Origin of the sequence: Marseilla massiliensis (assembly GCF_016899955.1) — a bacterium.
GTDB classification, from domain to species: domain Bacteria; phylum Bacteroidota; class Bacteroidia; order Bacteroidales; family Bacteroidaceae; genus Prevotella; species Prevotella intestinigallinarum.
The window spans coordinates 1-21,282 of the sequence record NZ_JACJJL010000022.1 but is presented as its reverse complement, the minus strand read 5'-3'; the positions used below and the strand labels follow the sequence as shown (position 1 = coordinate 21,282).

Here is a 21,282-nt window from a genome sequence, read left to right as displayed (position 1 = left end):
CGGCGCGGTGCTCCCTATTCGGTGAGGTCTTTCTCGGCGGGCGCCGCGGCGGCCACTATCGACTGCTGCGAGGGCGATATGTAGCCCTTGGCCGAGTCGATGGCAATGAGCACGCCGTCGCCGCTGCCGTGGTACCTGAATGTGCGCACGCCGCCGGAGTGCTCTCCCAGGTATGCCAGGCGGCCCGTGGCGGCGTCCATCCACCACACGCGCTTGCTCTCGCCGGATATGCGCCCCAGGTCGACGGCCATGTCGCGGCCCGTGCAGTTGTACACCATCAGGTAGTCGCGGCCCCGCGTGGCGGCCAGGCGGTCGTGGCGGGTGCCGTTGCCCTGCACTATGCCCTGGTCGGGCACGCGGTCGAAGTAAGGCACGGCCAGCATGAGGTGCTTAAGGTATTTCATCTGGTTGAAGCCCGGGTCGTCGAGCGCCTTGTACCACGGCTTGGCCGCTCCGTCGGCAAAGTAGGCCCCGGCCACGCCGGGCTTGGCAAACTGCATGATGGCGTTGTGGCCGTAGGTGTGGCCGCACGAGCCGGCAAACACCGACCAGTAGGCATAGCGCCTCACGTCGGAAGCCTGCCAGCGGGGCTCCCGGCCGTCGTGCAATCCCTGCGGTATGTCTTCGTAAGACGGCTCGCCGTCGAGCACAGGCTTGAGCGGCTTGTGCTTCCATGTCGAGTCTACGTACATCCAGTTGTCTTCCTCCGTGCCGTCGGGAATGGGGTAATCCTTGTTTCCCATGCGCTGCCCGTAGCGCCGGTGGCCGCTCTGGAACATGTTGAAGTCGAGCCACCGGCGGTCGTTGAACCACCGGGCCGAGGTGTAGCGGCCGCGGGGGTGGAAGGTCATCAGGTGGTTGCTGTCTGCCGACTTTATGGTGGTGGCCAGCGCGTCCCACACCTCCGTGCGTATGTCGCCCTGTATGTCGCCGCCCATTATCCACACTATGTTGGGCTTGTCCTTGTAGCGCGAGGCCAGGAAACGGCCGTAGGCGCGGGCCTCGTCGGCGTCCATCAGCCCGGCTTTCACCATGCCGCCCCATATACAGACCATGCCTACGAAGATGCCGCGGCGGGCGGCCTGGTCTACTATATAGTCGAGATGGTCCCAGTAACTGTACACCCCAGGAGGGTCAGCGGCCTCGAAGTTGAAGCCGTCGGGCATCGACATCTGCCCGTAGGCGTTGAAGGCGGGGATGGCGTTTATCACTTGAACCTGCACCACATTGTAGCCGGCGGCGGCCAGGCGGTCGAGATAGTAAGCCGCCTCGTCGCGGTTGAGCCGCTCGGGCAGCAGCCACCCCGTGTCGGCAAGCCAGAAGAAGGGGCGGCCGTCGGCGTACTGGAGGAAGCGTCCGTTGGCCGACACCGCCAGGCGGGCCACGGGCGAGGGTTTGTTGCCGGCCGCCACGGAGCACAGGGCGGCAATGAAAAGGATGGTGATGACATATAGTCTGCGCATGGCGCCAATTGTTTTTTCAGTCAATCAGTATATTCGGGAACGGGCGCCAGGCCCTCCCGCCGGCCAGGCGGCGTCAGCGGGCCACTATCACATAGGTCTGCCCGGGCTCTGTGGGCAGGTCGTAGAGATAGGTCTTGGGCAGCCTCGGGACGGCCACCTCGGCCTTTTCGCTTATCAGGGGCGCCGGCGTGGCAGGCAGGGCGAACAGCCAGTTGGGGTTGTCGCCGCGCGCCCGGCCCAGCCCCTTGGCCTTGAGCGGCACGGCAGAGCGCAGCCGCAGGTTGCCGCCGAGGCGCGAGTGCACGGCAAGGCGGGTGAGCCGGCCGTGCTTCCAGGCCATGTCGACCACGAAGCCGCCGCGCGCCACGAGCCCGCTGACAGAGCCGTCGGGCCACGCCGAGGGCAGCGCAGGCAGCAGGTATACAAAGCCGTCGTGGCTCTGGAGCAGCATCTCGGCAATGCCGGCGGTGCACCCGAAGTTGCCGTCGATCTGGAACGGCGGGTGGGCGTCGAACATGTTGGGGTATGTGCCGCCCCGTTGCTTCACGTCGCCCACCACGAGGAAGGTGTCGGGCGAGAGCGTCAGCTGGTCGGTGATGAGCTTCATGGCATGGTCGCCGTCGAGCAGTCGGGCCCAGAAGCACACCTTCCAGCCCATCGACCACCCCGTGCTCACGTCGCCGCGGTGCTCGAGCGACGTGCGCGCGGCGGCAAAGAGCTCGGGCGTGCGGTATGGCGATATCTGGCTGCCGGGGTAAAGCCCGTATAGATGAGACACGTGGCGGTGGTGGTCGTCGGGGTTGTCCCAGTCGTCCATCCACTCTTGCAGCTGCCCCCACGAGCCTATCTGCATGGGCGCGAGCGAGTCGGCCAGCGCGCCGAAGCGGGTGTACCGGTCTGGGGCGGCGTCCAGTGCCTCGCCCGCTGCGGCCACCGAGTGGAAGAGCTCGAACAGCAGCTGGTTGTCCATGGTCACGCCCCAGTTGAGCGGCACTCCCTTGCGCGGCGAGTTCTCGGGCGACACCGAGGGGCTCACCACGAGCCACCCGTGCCTTGGCTCGCGCACCATGGTCTGCTCGAAAAACGTGGCCGCGCCCAGCATGGCAGGCCAGTAGCGCTCAAGGAACTGCACGTCGGCGGTGTAAAGGTAGTGTTCCCATATGTGGCGGCAGAGCCAGGCGCCGCCCATCATCCACATCCCGGCCGAGGCACGGTCTATCGGCCAGGTGGCGCGCCACAGGTCGGTGTTGTGGTGCAGCACCCATCCGTCGGCGCCGTACATCTCGCGTGCCGTGCGCGCCCCGGTGACGGTGAGGTCGCCGATGAGGTCGAAGAGCGGGCCGCTGAGCTCGGTCAGGTTGGTGGGCTCGGCGGGCCAGTAGTTCATTTCGAGGTTTATGTTGGTGGTGTACTTGCTGTCCCACGATGGCAGCATCTTGTCGTTCCATATCCCCTGCAGCGTTGCCGGCTGGGTGCCGGGCTGCGACGAGCATATCAGCAGGTAGCGGCCAAACTGGAAGTAGGTGGCCACGAGCCACGGGTCGGCCGTGGCGGCAAAGTCGGCTATGCGCCTGTCAGTGGGCACGGAGGGGAAGCGGTCGGGGCCGAGGTCGAGTTTCACGCGGCCCATGTACCCGGTGAACACCCCGAGATGCGCCTTGCGCAGCGCCGCGTAGCCCTTTGCCATGGCAGCCCGCAGACCGTTGCGCGTGCGCTCCTGCTCGTCGGCGCTCACGTCGTCGTAGCTTTTCACGTTGGTGGCAATGCTCACGTAGACCACAGCCTCGTCGGCCCCGCTCACCGATATCACCCCGCCGGAGCTGGTGACGGTGCCCCCACTCACGTCGGCGGCCATGCGGCCCTGGAACCTCACGAGGCTCTTCAGCCCCTCATGGCGCGAGGTGACGCCGCTCAGGGTCACTTCGCCGCCTTCAGACCGCGTTATCACGTCGTGGTGGGGCGAGGTGAGGCAGGCCGTGAAAGTGATCATGCCGGGCTTCGACGCCGTGAGCCTCACGGCCACCACGTTGTCGCCCGGGCCCAGTGTGGCTATGGTCTCGCGGCGGTAGCTCACCCCGCCGACGGTGTAAGACACCACCGACAGGGCCGAGTCGAGGCTCAGTTCGCGGCGGTAGCCGGTGTAACTGCCGTGGCCGGGCATGGATATGTAAAGGTCGCCGAACGTCTGGTAGGGCATGCCGCTGTTGCGGTTGGCCCCGGGCATGATGCTGGCGTCGGCCAGGTTTTGCGCCTCGCGGTACTTGCCTTCGGCTATGAGGCTGCGCACCCGGGGCAGCGCGCCCTTGGCCCTTGGGTTGAGCGTGAAGTTGGGCTGGCCCGCCCAGATGGTCTCTTCGTTTAGTTGCACCCGCTCGACGGCCGGGTTGCCGAACACCATGCCGCCCAGGCGGCCGTTGCCCACGGGCAGGGCCTGGGTCCAGGTCATGGCCGGACGGTCGTACCACAGCGTGTGCCCCTGCGCCCGCACGCCCGTTGCGGCCAGTGCGGATGCCAACATCAAGGATAGTATTCTTTTCATGTCTCAGTTAGTTTAAACGCCTGGCGGCACGGTGGATTTGCCTGCCGCCACCATATTATAATACGTATGTAGCCACTGTTTCCCCCCGCGGCGGCGACGGCCGGCGCTGCGCATGGGCCACTCGCACATGCCGCGGCCCTACTGCCGCCCCGCCTCCAGCCGCCCACCGGGGCACTTCATGGCGCCCACCTTGCGGGCAACGTATTCCCTGAAGCCCTCGCCGCCCAGCACCTCTATGTTCTCAAACAGCCCCAGCACGAAGCGCCCTACGCCCATGTAGCTGCAAACGTCGATGCTGAGCAGCCAGTGGCGGTCGCCGTCGGGCCTGATGTGAGGCGCCGACCGGGGGTATTCCTCGGTGATAAGGCTGTAGGCCAGGCGGTCGAGGCGCAGCTCAACGGGCATCAGCTCCTCGCCGCTGAACATGAAGATGTCGGTGTACATGCGCTTGTGGTCGGCCTCGTGCTCCCACGGGTCGAGCAGCATCTCGACGGTGCCCATGCGCGCCACCTTGAACGTCTTGTTCATTCCCGTCGACGCCTCGTAGCACCTCACCTCGTCGTTGCCGGGCAGAAACATGAAAGGCTCTACCACCCGGCTCGCCACCGTGTTGCTGTGGGGCGACGAATAGTTGTGCAACACCACCTTGTTCTTGGTCTTGATGGCATCGTAGAGCACGCTCACGTTGCGCCCGGCCTGCTCGCTCAGCTCCACGTCGTCGAGTATGCGCAGGTCGTAAAGGCGGTCGAGCTTGCGCAGTATGTGGCGCACCTGCAGGCTGTCGCCCCCGGCCCTGTCGAGCACGCGGCGTATGGTGGTGGCCTCGTCTTCGGTGAAATGCACCGTCTGGAACAGTCGGGTGAAAAACGGCGACGACTTGTCGAGGCTGTAAACCCCGCCCCGCTTCTCGACGATGAAGCCCGCCTGGCGGAAGAAGTCGATGTAATAATACAGGTTGCGGCGCGATATGCCCAGCCGCTCGCACAGCCTGTCGACGGTGCAGACGCGGTTTTCGGCCAGCAGGAGCATCAGCTCCAGCTCACGCTCTAATTGGTTGTGGCGCATGGTTTTACGGTCATTGGTTGCATCGGGGGCAGCCATTGCGATGGCTGCCGCCCATGCAAAGATATAAATTTTCCGGCTACAAAACGAACGAATGGCCGAAAACCGGAGGCTGCAAGGCCGCGCGCCCCACGCCGGAGGCTGCCACGCGCCCACCGACGCCTGCCCCCGGGAGCCACGCCGTGGCGGCGGGCCATGGCGCTGACAGCCAGGCCGTTGGCCGAACGGGCCGTCCGGCCATGCAAGAAGGCCCGTTCGGCACTGCAAAACGGGCCGTATCGCAACGCCAAACGGGTCGTATTGCAACATGCCACGCCGCAGGCCGGGGCGGCACAGGCCCGAGGCAGGCCACGGCCTACTACGGATGCAACCCCACGTGGGCTGTCAGCGCACGGCCACCTTGGCGCAGGCCGTGCCGGCAGCGGCCGAGGCGCGCACCACATAGACGCCGGAAGGCAGGGCCGAAAGGTCGGCCACATGGCCCGGTGACACGCCGTCGGCAGACATGACCGCCACACCGTCGGCACGGCTCACGGCAACGCTCACGGCCGACCCGGCCGGGGCAACGATGCGCACACGGCCGCCGCCCAGCGGGCATACGGCCACCGTAGACGGCACGGCGGCCACACCGGGCAGGCCTGAGGCAAAGTCGAGCACAGCCTGCATGCCCGCCATGGCGTCGAGCTTGCCGAAACCCCAGGTGCAGTCGCCACCGGGACCGACGTCGCCTGTGTATGAGTCGGACACCGACGTGGCGGCGATGATGCGCCGCACGTCGGCGGGCGAAAGGCCCGGGCAGGCCTCGAGCCACTGGGCCACGGTGCCCGTCACCACGGGGGCGGCCATCGACGTGCCCTGCATATAGGCGTAGGCATAGTCGCGCCCGCCGTACTGCTGGTACAGGGCCACGGGCTGCGAGGAGAGCGTGGCGTCGTGCGACGAGGCCGAAGACACCACGGCACTGCCCGGCGCGGCCACGTCGGGCTTCACCCGCCCGTCGGCCGTGGGCCCGTGGCTGGAGAACGAGGCTATGCCGCCCATGGTCTCGCCGGTGCCTACGTGGCCCACGTTCTCGGTGTCAAACTCGTTGCGGGTGACGTAGGCGCCCACGGAAATCACTCCCCTGCCCGTACCGCCAATCTCGGCCGGCGAGTTGAGGTCGTCGCCCTCGGCCCATCCGTCAATGCCGCCGGAGGTAAGTCCGAGCTTGTTGCCGTCGGCCCACACGTCGACCTTGCCCTCAGAGGCCGACACAACCCACAGGCCAACGGAATAGCCTGCGCGCAGACGGCTGACGCCCGAGGTCACAAGCACGTGGGGCTTGCCGTTGAGCGGGCTTGTCTCGCCGTAGGCCGCCATGGTGCCGACGGTGCCACTGAGCACGGCCGACACGCCGGGCGTGGCTTGGCCCGAGGCGGGCAGGCTCACCGAAAAGCTGTCGGCTATCTCACCTCGCGACGTGCTGTAGGTGAACACGCACACCTTGAGGTCCATGCCGGGCTCGCCCCAGATGTCGATGTCGCCGCCGGCCGTGGCCGTGGTCAGCGCCTGCCTGTAATCGACAAAGGTGCGCAGCGTGTCGGGGCCCGGCCCCGAGAAGTCGCCCGACAGGTGGAAGTTGATGCCTCCGAAGTTGCCCACCGAGCCCACAAGCAGCCGTCCGGGGCCGAGCATGGCGTCGGCCAGCGTGTCGAAAGTCGACGTGCCGTCGTGCGGCCCGGCCTGCACCCCGAGGCTGACGTTGATGACACAGGGCTTGCCCACCGACTCGGCATAGCGGTAGATGTAGGCCATGGCGTCGGATACGTTGACGTTGGTCTCGGTGTCGGCGCCCGATATGCTCACGAGCACGATGTCGGCATCGGGCGCTATGCCGAGGTATGCCCCCTCGGCGCCGTCAGACCCGGCGGCAATGCCGGCCACATGGGTGCCGTGGGAGCCCGAAGCCACATCGCCTCCTGCGGCAAGTATCTGCCCGGGCTCAGCCAGCTCGCTGCCGTAGCTGAAGCCCTCGGGCGGCGTGCCCCCGCCGTAGCCCTGCTCCCACACGCGCCTGATGCGCAGCTCGCCGGATGGCGTGCGGAAGTTGGGGTGGGTATAGTCGAACCCGGCGTCGATTATGCCCACTACCACTCCCCTGCCCGTGAAAGGCCGGGGCAGGCCGCTGCCGGCCTGCACGAGGTCGGCCCCGACCGCCGGGCGCACAATGTCCATCATGCGGGCCACGGGCACGGCCGTCTGCACATAGGCCACGCCGGGCAGCGAGGCCGCGGCCTCAAGCGCGCCAGCGGGTATGCGCGCCGTGGCAATGTCGCCGCAGCGCAGGTTGACCGTGGCCCCGAGCCGCTCCAAGGCAGAGACGTCGGCGCCGGGCGCAAGGTGGACATAGGCCGACACGGTGGCCCCGGCCGAGGCACGCGTGGACGCTTGGCCCGAGGCAAGCCCGGCCACGAGGTGGCGGGCTGCGGGCGAGAGCTTTGACTGGGCCCACGGCTGCTGGCAGAAGCAGGCCGCGATAAGCAATGCGAATATCTGTCGTAACATGATTTTCGAGTTATGTTTCCTTTCTGTTTATACATTTGCATGGCAGGCCGAGGGGCAGCTCACCTGACGGCGACCTTGCGCACAACGGAGCCGCCACAGCCCGAGGCGCGCACCACGTAGAGCCCGCGCGGCAGGCTGAACACGGAGCCGCCGCTGCCCGAGCGCACCAGGCGGCCGGCCGAGTCGAACACTTCGGCACGGCTGCAATCGCCCGACACGCTGACACGACCGCCGTCGACCGCCACCACCGGGGCCAGGTCTGGGGCCGAGGCCACGCCGCCAATGCCTGCGGTGTGGTTGTCGGCGCACATCGGCACCATGGCCGCATTGTATACAGGGCAGTCGTAGGTGCCGTCGGGGGCGATGAGATAGCGGCTTACAATGGCCACGAGGTACATCCTGTCGGGGTCGGTGGGTATGAGCGTGCCGCTGTAGGTAGACTGTATGGCGTCGGGAAGCACATAGTCGACAGGCAGCGACACCGTGGCGCCCTCAGCCAAGTCGGCGCGCACGCCCACCTGTCCGTAGAGGCTGCCGCGGTAGGCATAGCGGTGGGCATAGGCGCTGCCGCCGTTCACCTGGTATGTCAAGATGGAGTCTTGCACGACGAAGAGCGACACCATCACGGTGTCGGCGTCGGGCATGACGTGGGTGAACACGTCGACGCTGCCCTTGACGTGGCGCCTGGCCTCATCGTAGTCGGTGTTTACCTCCACGCTGACATAGGGCTGCACCGAGGCTGCCTGCATGAGCGTGGCTATGACGCTGCCCACTGTGGGCGACTGGGCCGGGGCCTGGTTGCCCGTGGCCGTCATGCGGTTGACCATGAACGATGGTGCGAAGCCTTGCTGCCCGCTGAAGAAATTGAGGTAGAACGACTCTTCGGCCATGGTGAAGTCGTCGGGCGTGAAGCCAACGTGGTGGAACACCTCGACCACGTCGCCGCCGTAGGAGGCAAGGGCCTCGGCTATGGCCTGGTGGCCTGCGGGGCAGTTGTCGCACATCTGCCCCGTGAATCCCTCAAGCAACAGGCTGTGGCGCATGCCGGCCGGATATACGTAGACGGTCTGTGCCACCGAGTTGTCGGCCGGGTCGGCATCGGTGGCGGCACCGTTGACCGCCGTGACGCTAAGCTCGAAGTCAAGGTTGCCGGCCTCGCCTGCCGCATATTCGCCCAGGTCGAAGTCGAACGTCTGGCCCGGGGCTATGTCCAGCCCGGTGAAAGAGCGCACCAGCGGCTCGCCGCCGCCAATGCTGAAGCTCACGTCGAAGCTGCCAATGGGCACAGTGCCGAAGTTGAGCACCTGGCCGCCGTGGCCGTAAGTCTGCCCCGCCACATAGTAGCCCCCGGCCGAGAGGTCTTTGAGGGTGATGTCGGTGAAGTCGGCATCGTCGACAATGACCTGTATGTTTGGGCATCCGAGGTCGGCGCCATTGCCCTGGCAGTCGAGCCATCCCGAGCCGGTGTAATAGAAGGAGCGGCCGGAAAGGCCCTTGGAGCCGTCAAACTGGAGCGGCTTGTACGACTGCATGCAGGTGAGGGTGTAGCCAACGTAGAGCTCGTCGGCGTCGCCTATGTCGACCGGCGTGTCGAAACGGAACTCCTTCCACGACGGTGAGCCTCCGCCGAAGGCCTGGCTGTAAAGCGGCTCGCCGTCGAGGCTCGTGGCGACAAAGAACTCAAGGCCGTCCATGTTGCTCGTTCCGAACACGGCGCGTACGCCGAGCACGCGCTTGCCACGCAGCCGGTCGAGCTTCTCGCTGGTCAGTTTTATGGCAAGGCCCTGCTTCTCTGAGTTTCCGAGTCGCACCCCTCCAGTGCGCTCGAAGTGGGTGTTGGTATATCCCAAATAGGTGTCTGCCATGGCCGCGGCCGCGCAGGCAAGCGACAGGCAGAGCGAGAGCATAAGTTTCTTCATTGCTAATAGTGGTTGGTTAAGACTGGGTTATGTGCTTTATTGGCATGGCCCCGGGGGCCCTGCGGCCATCCGGCACGGGCCGGGCGGCCGCCTATAACAAAAGAAGACGCCGCGGCAGGCTGCACTGTGACACTGCCGGGCACCTTCATCACCATGCGGGCCGCAGGCGCCGGGAACCCCCGGGGCACCCGGCGCTGCATGCCCTCAGACAGAGTCAGCGCACCACGGTGAGCTTGACCGTATGCTCTTCGCCACCGGCGCTCACCTTGAGTATATACAGGCCCGGAGCGTATGACGACACGTCGAGGCGGTTGCCGTCGGCCTTGCCCATGAGGGCGCCGCCGAGACTGTAGGCAGCCAGGCTGCTCACACCGGCCCCCTCGACGGTCACATAGTCTGTGGCCGGGTTGGGGTAAACGCTGAGGTCGGCCACTACAGCATCGTCGATGCCATCGGCAACGCCGCCGAGGGTGAACGCGTTGGGCTTGCCCTCAACCTTTCCGTAGGTGCCGTAGTCGACCACGACGGCCACGGAGCGCTCTGCGTTCTCGTCGGCAGACAGGCCGAAGTCGTGCTCATAGCTCGTTTCCGAAGCCCCGAGCGTGGCCACGTCTTCGCCGTCAAGGCGCACGGTGTAGCCCTCGATGGGCAGCGTGGCGGCAGCGGGGTCGGCCACGACGAGGCCCATCATCCAGTTGCCGGTGCCGTTTGAGCTTGAAAGGCTGGCATACGACACACCGTCGTCGAGCGAAACGAGGTCGCCGAAGCCATACATCTGCGGCAGCAGGTCGATGGCCAGCGGGCCCTGGTCTTTCAGTCCGTCGAAGCAGTCGAGGTCGAGCGTGTACTCGGAATTGGCGTCGATGACTATCGGCTCCTCCAGGTCGACGGTGTTCCACCGCTTGTATACAGGCTCATCGGGCTCGACAGTGGCCAGCAGCTCGCCGTCTTTGTAAATCATGAACGTGAAGATGGCGCTGTTCATCGGGTAGTAGCGCAACTGCCTGATGACGTAGCCGTCCAGTCCCTTCAGCTTCTCGGCAGGGTAAACCACGCGGGCACGGTAGCCATAAACGGTGGCGCTGGTGCCTTCGACGGCCTGGGCCGGCTCCTCGCCGCAGTAGCCCACGGCCTGCTCGTCGTCGTCCTTGGGCTCCTGCCAGCTGAAGGCCACGGTGCGGTTGTCGCCCCAGCAATCGACGTTGTCGACGGGCTTGAGCCTGCTCTTGTCGGCCGACACGTCGACACTGACGCCCGGGCCTTGCGACACACGCCCGTCGGCATACTCAGCCTTGACAGTATATATATAGTGGCCGTCGGCCACTCCGCGGTCTACATACGACGTTGTGGTCGACGTGCCCACCAAGGCGCCGTCGGCATACACACTGTACTGCTTCACATCGTCGATGCCGGCAGTGTCGCCTTCCTTGCTCAGCACCATGCTAAGGGCGAAGGATATGTCGAACTGATAGCCGTTGGCCTTCGACGAGTCGGACAGCGAGTAGAAGCCAGACTCGGTGGACAGGTGCACCAAGTCGCTGTAGCCGGGCACGCAATTGCCCTGGTCCATGCCCACGACGTTGGTGTTGGCCTGGCTGTCGTCTACCGTGACGGCTATTGCGCACATCACGTCGCCGGTGAGCGACGACACAGCCACGGGCTTGTCGAGCGCCACAATGTTCTCTACGCCGTAGTCAAGCTGCTGGGTGATGGGCTGCGAACATACAAGCTTGCCGCCGTCATATATTTTCAGTTCCCACGCCTTCTGGGCGGTACGCGGCACAAACGCCACCTTACTGATGGTGTAGCCGCCGTATGCGCCCATCTCGGCCTTGTCGTACTTGATGGCAAACTCAAACGAATTGGCTCCGCCGCCAAAGCCCAGCAGGTCGGCCTCGGTGTCGTAATACCCCTTCGACACGAGGTTGGTGGCGGGCCTTGACCACATGATGGAGACGCTGTTGAAGCCCTTCTGGCGGCCTGTCAGCATGCGTGGGGCCGACGGTGTGGGCTCCGAAAGCCACAGCGAGGCCGCTTCAGACTTGGCCGACTCTGCCGTGCCATATACGGCCGTCACGGCATAAGAGTACATGCCTGAGCCCAGGCCTGTGTCGATGTAGCTCGTGGTGCCGGCCAGCGGCTGGGCCGTCAGCTTGATTCCGTCGCGGTATACGTTGTAGCCCGTGGGCTCAGAGGTGGCTCCCAGCGGCTTCTGCCACGAGAGCCTGGTGCCCATCAGGCCGTCGAGCTGAGCCACGGCCAGCCCCACAGGCTCGCGGTTGCCGACGTTCTGGTCGAGAAGCACCACCACGGGGTGCTCTGTCCTGTTCTTGTCCATGGTTGAGATGGCAAGCACCTTGCCGTCGGCCGACGTTGCGGTGACGGTGAGGGCCGACACCACGGGCAGGTTGCTCAGGTCTACTCCCTTTTCAGCGAGGTAGGTGTCGAGCTTCACAAACTTGCCGCCGGTGTAAACAGAGCCGTAGGATGTGTAAGTCATCATGTCCTGCTCGTAGGCGTAGACGGTGAGATTGTCGTCCATACACATGTATTGCAGCGAATAAGGCATCGTCGACAATGAGCCGATGTCGGTGTTCTCGCCTGTCTCTACGTTGTAGATGCCTGTGTCATGGAGCAGGTGCTTGCCGTCGGACGAAAACTTCTGGGCCACGTGGAAGGGGCTTCCGGTCTCGTTGAGATAGGTGGCTGCCCCTGTCTCTATGTCCCAAAGCACAGCCAGCCTCGACGACTTGCCGCCGGGCTTGTATGCCCATCCGGCCGCCTTGGTGCCGTCGGCCGAGATGTCGTAGACGCATCCCTCGGTGCCTTCGAGCACCTTGTGCACCTTGCCGTCTTTCCACACGGTGGCCTTCCACTTGCCGTTGGCGTCGTAAATGCCTCCCCCGATGAGGTGGGCGCCTTCCGACACGCAGTAGGCCTGGCCGTCATACTCGGTGTGAGTGGCGGCACCGAAGCCGCTGATGGGCTCCAGCGCGCGCCACCGCCCGCCTGAGTAGTAGCCGCAGGTGGTGACGGTGGCTCCGTTCGACGTGTATCTGTCATCGGGATAGCAGCCCGACACGATGCCGTCGTCAGACACGCCAAAGGCGTTTGACACCTCCGTGCTGCCCGTGAGCAGCTCGCAGCGGTCGGTGGAAAGGTTCCACCTGAATGCATGCTGGGCGCCTCCGCTGTCGGTGAAATAGCCTGCCGCCCACTTGCCGTTGGGAGAAATTGACGTCACTGTGTAATTCTGCATCCCGTAAAGGGTAATGATGCCCGTGTCGCCGGCTGCCGATGCGCCGAGCAAGGAGGCCACTAACAGCACGCAAATAAGATATATCCTGTTCATAAAATGGTTTTTTTAGGTTGTATTTGATGCTTTCTGCGGTTAGGCGTCAGGCCCCGGCAGGCAGCGGCACCCACTGGCCGCACGCTTGCCGGGGGCTGGCGCCGCCCGCCGGACGATGGCTTGAAGACAGAAAAGGGAGTGCGGCCGCCTGGCGCGGAGGCCCTGGCAGCGGCGCACTCCCTAACCAATCCAAATACCAATTGCGATTACTTGCTGAACTTGACGGCAACCACCTCGCCATCAACATATACCAGCGCCACGTAAACGCCTGCCTGCAAGTGGGCCAGGTCTACGCTGCTCACGTTGTTGTAGGAAGCCTCGAGGGCTCCGGCAGCGGTGTAAATGGCCACTGACGATGCCACGCCGTCGATGGCTATGCGGCCTGCGCCCACGGTCACCTTGCCGTTGCCGGCTGCAGCGGGCACGCCGTCGATAGACTGAGTGCCGAGGGTGCTCACGTCAACCGATATGGTGTCGGAGCATACGCGGCCGAAGTGGTAGACGCTCTCGACGTAGATGTCTTGCACGTTGTCGGCGAAGTATATGTCATACATGTTGTCGGTGATGGGCACTATGCCGCTTTGCCCGGCATTGGCCTGGCCGCGCCCAACCACATAGATGTTGTCATAGCGGAAGCGCAGGGCCTCGTTGCGGGCCTCGGGTGCCTGCCATGTGAAGTGCACCTTGTCGTAACCGTCCGACCTGTCGACGTATTCGGCCTTCAGGCCCTCTACGGCCGGCAGCTCAATGAAGTAGGTGTGGTCGGTGAGGTCGCTCACGTTGTAAGCCACGCTGTCGCCCGTCGACTCGGTCTTCACCACTGTCTGCACCCAATAATCATAGGTTCCGTTGGGCACTTCGTTGTCGGTGAAGCTTATGACGGCCTTGCCGGAAGACTCGTCGTAGGTAGCCTCGTCCATCCCGACGGTGCCAATGAGGTTGCCTTCACGGTAAATGTCGAACGACACCACGCCGTCGGCAACTGCAAACAAGGGCGCGTCGAAGCTTACCACTGCCGTGTTGAGCCCTTCCTCAACAGGGGTTACGGTCACTCCCTCGACCACATAGTCGGGAACCATCTGCGTATAATACGTCACGGTGGGCAGGCCGTTGGGGCGCCAATTGCCGCCCACGTTCATGTAAGCCACCTCGCGCACACGGTACGGGTCGCCATCGACACACTCGTAGACAATGCGGTTGTTGGGCGACTCCTCGCCGTCGTAGACGTAGGCGCGGTCGTATTGCACGATGGAGTCGTTGCGCCATGTCCAGCGCTCAACCTCGGAGGCCGCGGTCTTCTCGGCGTCATCATACTTGGTTGCCTTCACCTTGTGGTTCTCGGAGTCGTATTCAACCACGGTCCAGAACTTGTCCGAGCTCCAGAAACCGTCGCCGACGATTGTCTGCGGCTTGTCGAAGCCCACGAAGTCTGAGTATGTCTCTGTCGAGATGAGGGGCTCGCCGCCGTTGTTCATGAAGCGGTCGGGCTTCGACGTGGTCTTCTTCACGAGCTGGCCGGCACCGTCGTATTCGTAGGCGATGTATGAGCCATCGGCCAGGGTGGTCTCCTTGGCGAGCCTGCCCTCGGCGTCGTACTCATAGTTGACGGTGTCGTTGTTCGACTTGTAGTGGAAGTCTCCCTGCGCCTCGCTGTCCATCTGGATGAACTCCGAATGCTTGCTTACCAGCTGGTGGGCGTCGTTGTAGTCATACTTGGTATAGTACATTATCTGCCATGAGCTCTTTCCGCCCAGGGCGGTGAACATTCCGTACTGTGCGCTGCGCACGGGGTTGTTGTAGCGGTCGTAGTATGTGATTGTGCGCTTCGACACGTTGTCGCCCGAGATGCCCATGGCGTCGCCATACACCTCGACGCATGTGGCGCGCAGGCCTGTGTCTTCGGGCTTGGTGGGCTCTTCCACCTGACCGCCCTCGGTAGACTTGATGAACGTCAGTCCGCCCAGCCTCGAGGTCACGGGGCACTTCACCGCCTCGGGTATCTCTGCCTCCGAGGCAGGGTCGAAGGCCACAATCTTGCTCGACCCCGTGCTGTAAATCAGGTACAGCTTGCCGTCGTAATAGTCCATGGTGCTGGCCATCACTCCCGAGAGCAGCCCCGACTCCGACGAGATGTCGCGCGTCTCGTTGAATGTGCCGGATGCCGGGTCGATGGTGCAGAGCGAAAGGTCGACGCTCACATTGAAGAGGCCGCCATCCACCTCGTTGTTGATCACGCCATAGAGCGTGCCCTTGCCGTCGGCAGCTATGGCTACCACAGACACGCCGTCGAGCGTGAATGCCTGCTTGAGCGAACCGTCTGACAGGTTGACCGTATAGACCTCGGTGCCGTCGGAACCGGGATTCACGGCATACATCGTCTCGGTGGTGGCGTCATAGGTCATGTCGGACACCTTGGTGGCTATCGGGCCTTCGGTTATCTTGCCTATCTCGTTGGTCTCGAAATTCAGCGTCCCGAAGAAGCTCGAGGCCTCGTCGTCGCCATCCGAGACCACGTAAGCGTAATATTTATCGCCCACCGAGGCGCCTGCCTTGATGTAGTAGTCGGCCGAGATATACATCCCGTCGGTGTAGGTCGGCATCTTGCAATACTCACCAGTGAGTTCTGCCAGGTTGTTGACGTCGAAAGACACTATGCGTCCTTCGTTGCCCAGGTTGCTTGAAGACGACGGCGTGGAAGCCAGTCCTACGTATGCCGTCTGGGCGGTTGCGTCTACAGCAAAGGAAAACGCCAGAGCTGCGAGCGAGGAATAAAGAAAATGTTTTACCATAATCCATCGGTTTTAGAGTTTCGCCACGCAATATAGCGAATAAAAACAACAGTAACTTTAAAAGTATTCAATATTTATTACACTCCCGCGAAATACTTGACTTAAATCAAGGCAAACGATGCAATAAGGGCAAAAAAGCTTAATCAAGTGTAAAATCAACCAATAATACCGAACTATCGTCGTATAAATACGTATTATTGACTAACATATCAAATGCCCATTCAGCCCATCCTACCACCCCACGTGGGGCCGGCTACAGCCTGGGAGCGCACACAAACACAGCCGCCACGGGCCATGAAGGCGGCACCGTGGCGGCTGATGAAATATCATTAAAAACCATCCGGCAGGACCAAACGCCTATCGGTTGTCCGAGATGAGGTTCTCTCCGGTCATGTCGGCAGGCTGCTCCAGGCCCATGATGTGCAGTATCGACGGTGCCACGTCGGCCAGGCGGCCGTTTTTCACGGTGGCGCTATTGTTGTCGGTCACGTAGATGAAGGGCACGGGGTTGAGCGAGTGGGCCGTGTTGGGCGTGCCGTCGGCGTTGATGGCGTTGTCGGCGTTGCCGTGGTCGGCAATGATGATGGCCTCGTAGCCGTTGGCCTTGGCAGCCTCAATCACCTCGCGCACACAGTTGTCTACGGCGTGCACGGCCTTGGCTATGGCGTTGTACACGCCGGTGTGGCCCACCATGTCGCCGTTGGCGAAGTTCACCACGATGAAGTCGTACTGCTGCGTGGCGATGGCTCCCACGAGCCTGTCCTTCACCTCGTAGGCGCTCATCTCGGGCTTGAGGTCGTATGTGGCCACCTTGGGCGAGGGCACGAGTATTCGGTCTTCGCCCTCGAAAGGCTTCTCGCGGCCTCCGTTGAAGAAGAACGTCACGTGGGCATACTTCTCCGTCTCGGCCGTGTGGAGCTGGCGCTTGCCCTGCTTGCTGAGATACTCGCCCAGAGTGTCCTCCACATTCTCCTTGGGGAAGAGTATGTGCACGCCGGTGAACGATGCGTCGTAGGGCGTCATGCAGTAGTACTGCAGCCCCTTGATGGTGTGCATCCCCTCGTCGGGCATGTCCTGCTGGGTGAGCACCTGGGTGAGCTCCTTGGCGCGGTCGTTGCGGAAGTTGAAGAATATCACCACGTCGCCTTCCTGTATGGTGCCGTCGACGGCCGAGTTGCATATCGGCTTCACAAACTCGTCGGTCACGCCCTCGGCGTAGCTCTCCTCCATGGCCTTGACCATGTCGGCCGACTGCTTGCCCTTGCCCTCCACGAGCAGGTCGTAGGCCTCCTTCACGCGGGCCCAGCGCTTGTCGCGGTCCATGGCGTAGAAGCGGCCCACGATGCCGGCTATGTGGGCGCCGTTGGCCTGGCAGTGTGCCTGCAGGTCGCGGATGAAGCCCACGCCACTCTTCGGGTCGGTGTCGCGGCCGTCCATGAAGCAGTGCACGTAGGTCTGCTCCAGGCCGTATTCGCGGGCAATCTCGATGAGCTTGTACAGGTGGTCGAGCGACGAGTGCACGCCTCCGTTGGAGGTGAGGCCCATCAGGTGGAGCTTCTTGCCGTTGTCCTTGGCGTATGTGTACGCGCTGACAATCTCGGGATTCTGCATTATCGAGCCGTCCTTGCAGGCGCGGTTGATCTTCACGAGGTCCTGGTATACTATGCGGCCGGCGCCTATGTTGAGGTGGCCCACCTCAGAGTTGCCCATCTGTCCGTCGGGCAGGCCAACGTCTTCGCCCGAGGCCTGGAGCTGCGAGTGGGCGCTCACGGCCGTAAGATAGTCGAGGTATGGAGTCGGGGTGTTATAGATCACGTCACCCTCGCCGTGTTTGCCGATGCCCCATCCGTCGAGGATCATCAGCAGTGCTTTCTTTGCCATAGTCTTATTCCTTATATATTAATATCAATCTTTTGCCCGCAAAGTTACAACTTTCGCGCCAAGTAGGCAAAAATTAATGAAGAATTAAGAGTTAATAAACTGTTTTGACTGGCCCAGGGCTGCTTTCGCCACCGCCGCCAAGGGGCCTTTTCCGGCCGCGGCCCACATTACGGCACGCCACGCCGACGGCCGCGGCCACCTGCGATGAGGCATGGCCGCGTTGGGCGTGAGGCCCATGCCGACAGGTGGCACAGCCAGAGACAGCACCCAAACGACTGGCTGACAGCAGCCTGCCCGGCCCTGCCCGACCCGATGGCGCGGCAGGCCATGGACGCGGGCCAAGGCCAAACTGCAGCCGGGGCAACGCTGGCGGGGCGCGCCTCTGGCAACAGCCACACAACCGGCGGGCAAGGCCAATTGCACTTGCACAAGCCTATGGAAGGGCAACGGGCCGGAAGCAACGTTAAAAAACAATAAACGCCAGCGCTTCAAAATGAGCGCCAAGTATACATGCCGGATATTTTCTGTATTTTTGCAGCGTTGACATGAACCCGAAAACAAACTTCATTCCGAATCAAACCAATAAACATTCGATTATCATTATGACTAAACACAAAAGACTACTCGGCGCGGGCCTGCTCCTGGTGGCCACGGCGGCAAGCGTATGCGCGCAAGATGTCAGGGTGCACCTTGACGAAGCCGGAACACTTGAATCGAAAATAGAGAAATCAAAGTTTGACCAAATCAAGTCTCTGACAATATCGGGCTACATCAACGGGACCGACCTTTATGACATAAGGAACATGGACAACCTGGAGACGCTCGACCTGTCGGATGCCACGATTCTGGCCAGCGGAAGCTTCGGAACGTCGACATACACAGAAAACAACACCGTAAGAAACGGCAACTTCAGCAACTGCGAGGTGCGCACCCTGGTACTGCCAAACTCGCTGCTGTATGTGAAGAACCAGGCATTCTATGAAGCATACAATCTCGAGAAGATTGTCATCGGCGACCAGCTCGTCAGCTTTTCATATGAAGCATTTGTCAACCCGCAGAACGCGTATGGCCATTCCATAAACACATGCGACCGCATGAGAGAGTTTGTTGTGTCTGAAAACAACAAGAACTTTGCCTCGCCCGACGGGGTGCTGTACGACAATGCCATGACCACACTGCTATCATACCCAAACATGAAGGCAAAAAATACACCGTGCCTGAAGGCGTCAAGACCATTGGAGGCAAGGCTTTCAGCTGTTGCGACAACCTCTACGAAATCACACTGCCGCAATCTTTGGAGAAGGTTGAGGGCAGCGCGTTTGAAAGCTGCGAGCATTTGCTGAGCATCACGTGCCACAGCATGACACCGCCACAAACCACCGAAGGGCTCAACGGAGGCGTGTTCTACAATGTGCCTACGGGCAGCTGCATTCTCTATGTGCCCAAAGGCACTTACTCGGACTACTGGCTGGCGCCCGGCTGGGGACAGTTCAGCAACATCGTTGAAATGGAGCCATCGGCCATCGGCGCCAACCGGCAAACCGGGGCTGAGGCACACAGCGTGGACGGGGGCATCGAGATAAGCGGCCTGGAGCATGGCGAGACGGCCGAGATTTATTCTGCCGGGGGCGTGAAGCAGTATTGCGGCGGCAACGGCACGGCCAAGCTGCCAACCGGGACTTACATCCTGAAGGCAAGGGGCTTGTCGGCCAAGCTCACTGTAAAATAAGGCCAGCGTGGGCAACGCTGAATAACATGCGGCACGTATGCGCCATGGTTTGGCGGCATTGCCATGGGCCACGCCACCTCGGCCGCAACCGCCGCTGACACACACGGCCAAGAACAGGCAGCAGAGCTTTATATTCCACATAACAAATAGGCATGCACCTACCATAGTACTCTGCCTCGAGGCGATGTGGTCGCCGTGCCGGGCAAACAAGCTGCAGGCACAGCCATTGCCCAAGCATCGGCACGGCGGGCCGGCTTTTGGCCCAGGCGAAATGATGGGCGCGGCAGGCCAGACTGCCTGTGCTACCCGCAATCGGGGTGAGGCCGCGCCAACACAGCCGCCGGCGCTGGCCGCCCCTGATGTTTAAACTTGTTTAAACACAATGCAAAACAACAATGCAAGTGCCTTCTTTTGAGTAATTTTGCAGCTGCTTTGCCGCCGTTGCCGAATCTTAGGCGGCAAAAGCCGGATAAAATTACATGGGAAAATGGAAACAAGGAAAAGGAGCAGGCAGGAGTGGGCGCGGCGTTACGCCGCGTTTGTGGTGATACTTTTTGTAATAGCCTTCGGCACGTCGCTGTCGATAAGGGCCAACCTCGGGTCGTCGCCCATATCGGCGCCGCCCTACGTGCTGTCGCTCGTGCCGGGCATGGGGCTCACCATGGGGCAGCTCACCATGCTGATGCACGTGTTCTTCATCACGGCGCAGGTGGCCCTGCTGCGCCGCGACTTCGAGCGGAGGCAGTGGCTGCAGATAGGCGTGTCGCTGCTCTTCGGCTTCTACACCGACCTCACCATGTTGCTGACGAGCTTCATGCAGGTGCCCTTCGACTTGCCCCCGGCCATTGGCCTGCCTCTGCGGCTGGCCGAGCTGCTGCTGGGCGGCGCGGTGCTGGCCTTCGGCATAGCCCTCGAGGTGCGCTGCGACTCGCTCATGCTGGCAGGCGAAGGCTTCCCGCTGGCCATCGCCAAGTTTAGCGGCCGCGACTTCAGCAGGGTGAAGATATGCACCGACACGCTGCTCGTGGCCGTGGGCTCGGTGTTCATGCTCGTGTTCTTCGGGCGGTGGGACTGGGCCATGGTGGGCCCGGGCACGCTCATATCCATGTTTTACGTGGGCATGATGGTGCGCGTGTTCTCACCCCACATAGCGTGGCTCGACGCCCTGCTCATACCCGGGGCCCACAGGCAGCAGGCCGGCGCGGCGCCCTCGCCCGACTATTGGGGCGGCCACACCGTGGTGACCATTGCCCGCACTTACGGCAGCGGGGGCGACGCCGTGGGCGAGGAGGTGGCCCGGAGGCTGGGATGGCCCTGCTACGACCGCCAGCTGATAGACATCACGGCGAGGCAGATGGGCTATGCGCCCGAGTTTGTGGAGCGCAGCGAACAGAACATTTCGGCCGCGAGGCTGTGGGAGATGGTGGCTGCCGACAGCGGCATACCGCGCTCTATGAACCCGTCGAAGGACGACGCCATCTTCGTGAGCCAGAGCCGCACCATCAGGAGCCTGGCCCACAAGGGCGAATGCGTGATTGTGGGGCGGCTGGCCAACTGGATTCTGCGCGACGACCCCCACGTGGTCAGGGTGTTTGTGGGCTCGGGCGCCGGCGAGGCCGCACGGCGCGTGGCCCGGCAGCTGGGCATAGGCACCGACGAGGCCGCGCGCAAGGCCGCGCGGGTGAACAGCGGGCGGGCCATCCACTGCCGCCACTACACGGGGGTGAGGTGGGCCTCGCCGGCTGCCTACGACCTGATGGTGAACACCGACCGCATGGGCATTGAGGGGACGGTGGCCACCATCATCGGGGCGGTGGTGCGCTCGCGCAAGGCCGCAGCCGCCACCGGGCCAGCACGCTGACGCACAGGGCGTTGGACGGCAAGCGGCGTTTGGGGTTGCAAAACGGCCCGCATCACACCGCGAAACGGCCCGCATCACACCGCGAAACGGCCCGCATCGCACTGCAAAACGGCCCCCGCGGCAGCGCGCCGATGGCCCCCGCC

Annotated in this window: 11 protein-coding genes; 3 read left to right on the top strand and 8 right to left on the bottom strand. The window is 63.0% G+C overall.

Features of this window, described 5'->3' with window-relative positions:
* Nucleotides 1-14 precede the first annotated feature (14 nt).
* From H6B30_RS12045 to gpmI, 8 genes are all read right to left on the bottom strand, one after another.
* Nucleotides 15-1,463 (bottom strand): glycoside hydrolase family 140 protein, encoded by a 1,449-nt coding sequence (locus H6B30_RS12045; RefSeq protein WP_205110905.1) that lies wholly within the window; start codon nt 1,461-1,463, stop codon nt 15-17.
* A 73-nt stretch (nt 1,464-1,536) separates the two neighbouring features.
* Complete coding sequence (locus H6B30_RS12040) at nt 1,537-3,981, bottom strand: glycoside hydrolase family 95 protein (RefSeq protein WP_239483981.1); 2,445 nt, start codon at nt 3,979-3,981, stop codon at nt 1,537-1,539.
* Nucleotides 3,982-4,140: 159 nt separating this feature from the next.
* Nucleotides 4,141-5,067, bottom strand: a complete 927-nt coding sequence (locus tag H6B30_RS12035; RefSeq protein WP_205110901.1) for a helix-turn-helix transcriptional regulator — start codon at nt 5,065-5,067, stop codon at nt 4,141-4,143.
* 381 nt (nt 5,068-5,448) lie between these two features.
* On the bottom strand, nt 5,449-7,608 hold the full coding sequence (locus H6B30_RS12030; RefSeq protein WP_205110899.1) for a S8 family serine peptidase: 2,160 nt from the start codon (nt 7,606-7,608) through the stop codon (nt 5,449-5,451).
* 59 nt (nt 7,609-7,667) lie between these two features.
* Nucleotides 7,668-9,527 carry a T9SS type A sorting domain-containing protein gene (locus H6B30_RS12025; RefSeq protein WP_205110897.1) on the bottom strand — a complete coding sequence of 620 codons (1,860 nt, stop codon included), beginning with the start codon at nt 9,525-9,527 and terminating at the stop codon, nt 7,668-7,670.
* Between the two features lie 214 nt (nt 9,528-9,741).
* On the bottom strand, nt 9,742-12,879 hold the full coding sequence (locus H6B30_RS12020) for a rhamnogalacturonan endolyase family protein (RefSeq protein WP_205110895.1): 3,138 nt from the start codon (nt 12,877-12,879) through the stop codon (nt 9,742-9,744).
* Nucleotides 12,880-13,085: 206 nt separating this feature from the next.
* The gene (locus H6B30_RS12015) at nt 13,086-15,668 is read right to left on the bottom strand and encodes an RHS repeat domain-containing protein (RefSeq protein WP_205110893.1); all 2,583 of its coding nucleotides are present in this window, start codon (nt 15,666-15,668) and stop codon (nt 13,086-13,088) included.
* Nucleotides 15,669-16,025: 357 nt separating this feature from the next.
* Nucleotides 16,026-17,549, bottom strand: a complete 1,524-nt coding sequence (gene gpmI, locus H6B30_RS12010) for a 2,3-bisphosphoglycerate-independent phosphoglycerate mutase (protein WP_205110891.1) — start codon at nt 17,547-17,549, stop codon at nt 16,026-16,028.
* A 602-nt stretch (nt 17,550-18,151) separates the two neighbouring features.
* Here gpmI and H6B30_RS12005 point away from each other — a divergent pair.
* From H6B30_RS12005 to H6B30_RS11995, 3 genes are all read left to right on the top strand, one after another.
* Nucleotides 18,152-18,892: a leucine-rich repeat protein gene (locus H6B30_RS12005; RefSeq protein ID WP_205110889.1), complete on the top strand. Its 741-nt coding sequence runs from the start codon at nt 18,152-18,154 to the stop codon at nt 18,890-18,892.
* Nucleotides 18,784-19,278, top strand: coding sequence for a leucine-rich repeat protein (locus H6B30_RS12000; RefSeq protein ID WP_338088990.1), 495 nt, complete (start codon nt 18,784-18,786; stop codon nt 19,276-19,278). Before H6B30_RS12005 ends, H6B30_RS12000 begins: the two co-directional genes overlap by 109 nt.
* A 487-nt stretch (nt 19,279-19,765) precedes the next feature.
* A complete protein-coding gene (locus H6B30_RS11995) occupies nt 19,766-21,139 on the top strand; it encodes a cytidylate kinase family protein (protein ID WP_205110886.1) in 1,374 nt (457 codons plus the stop codon).
* Nucleotides 21,140-21,282: the final 143 nt, after the last annotated feature.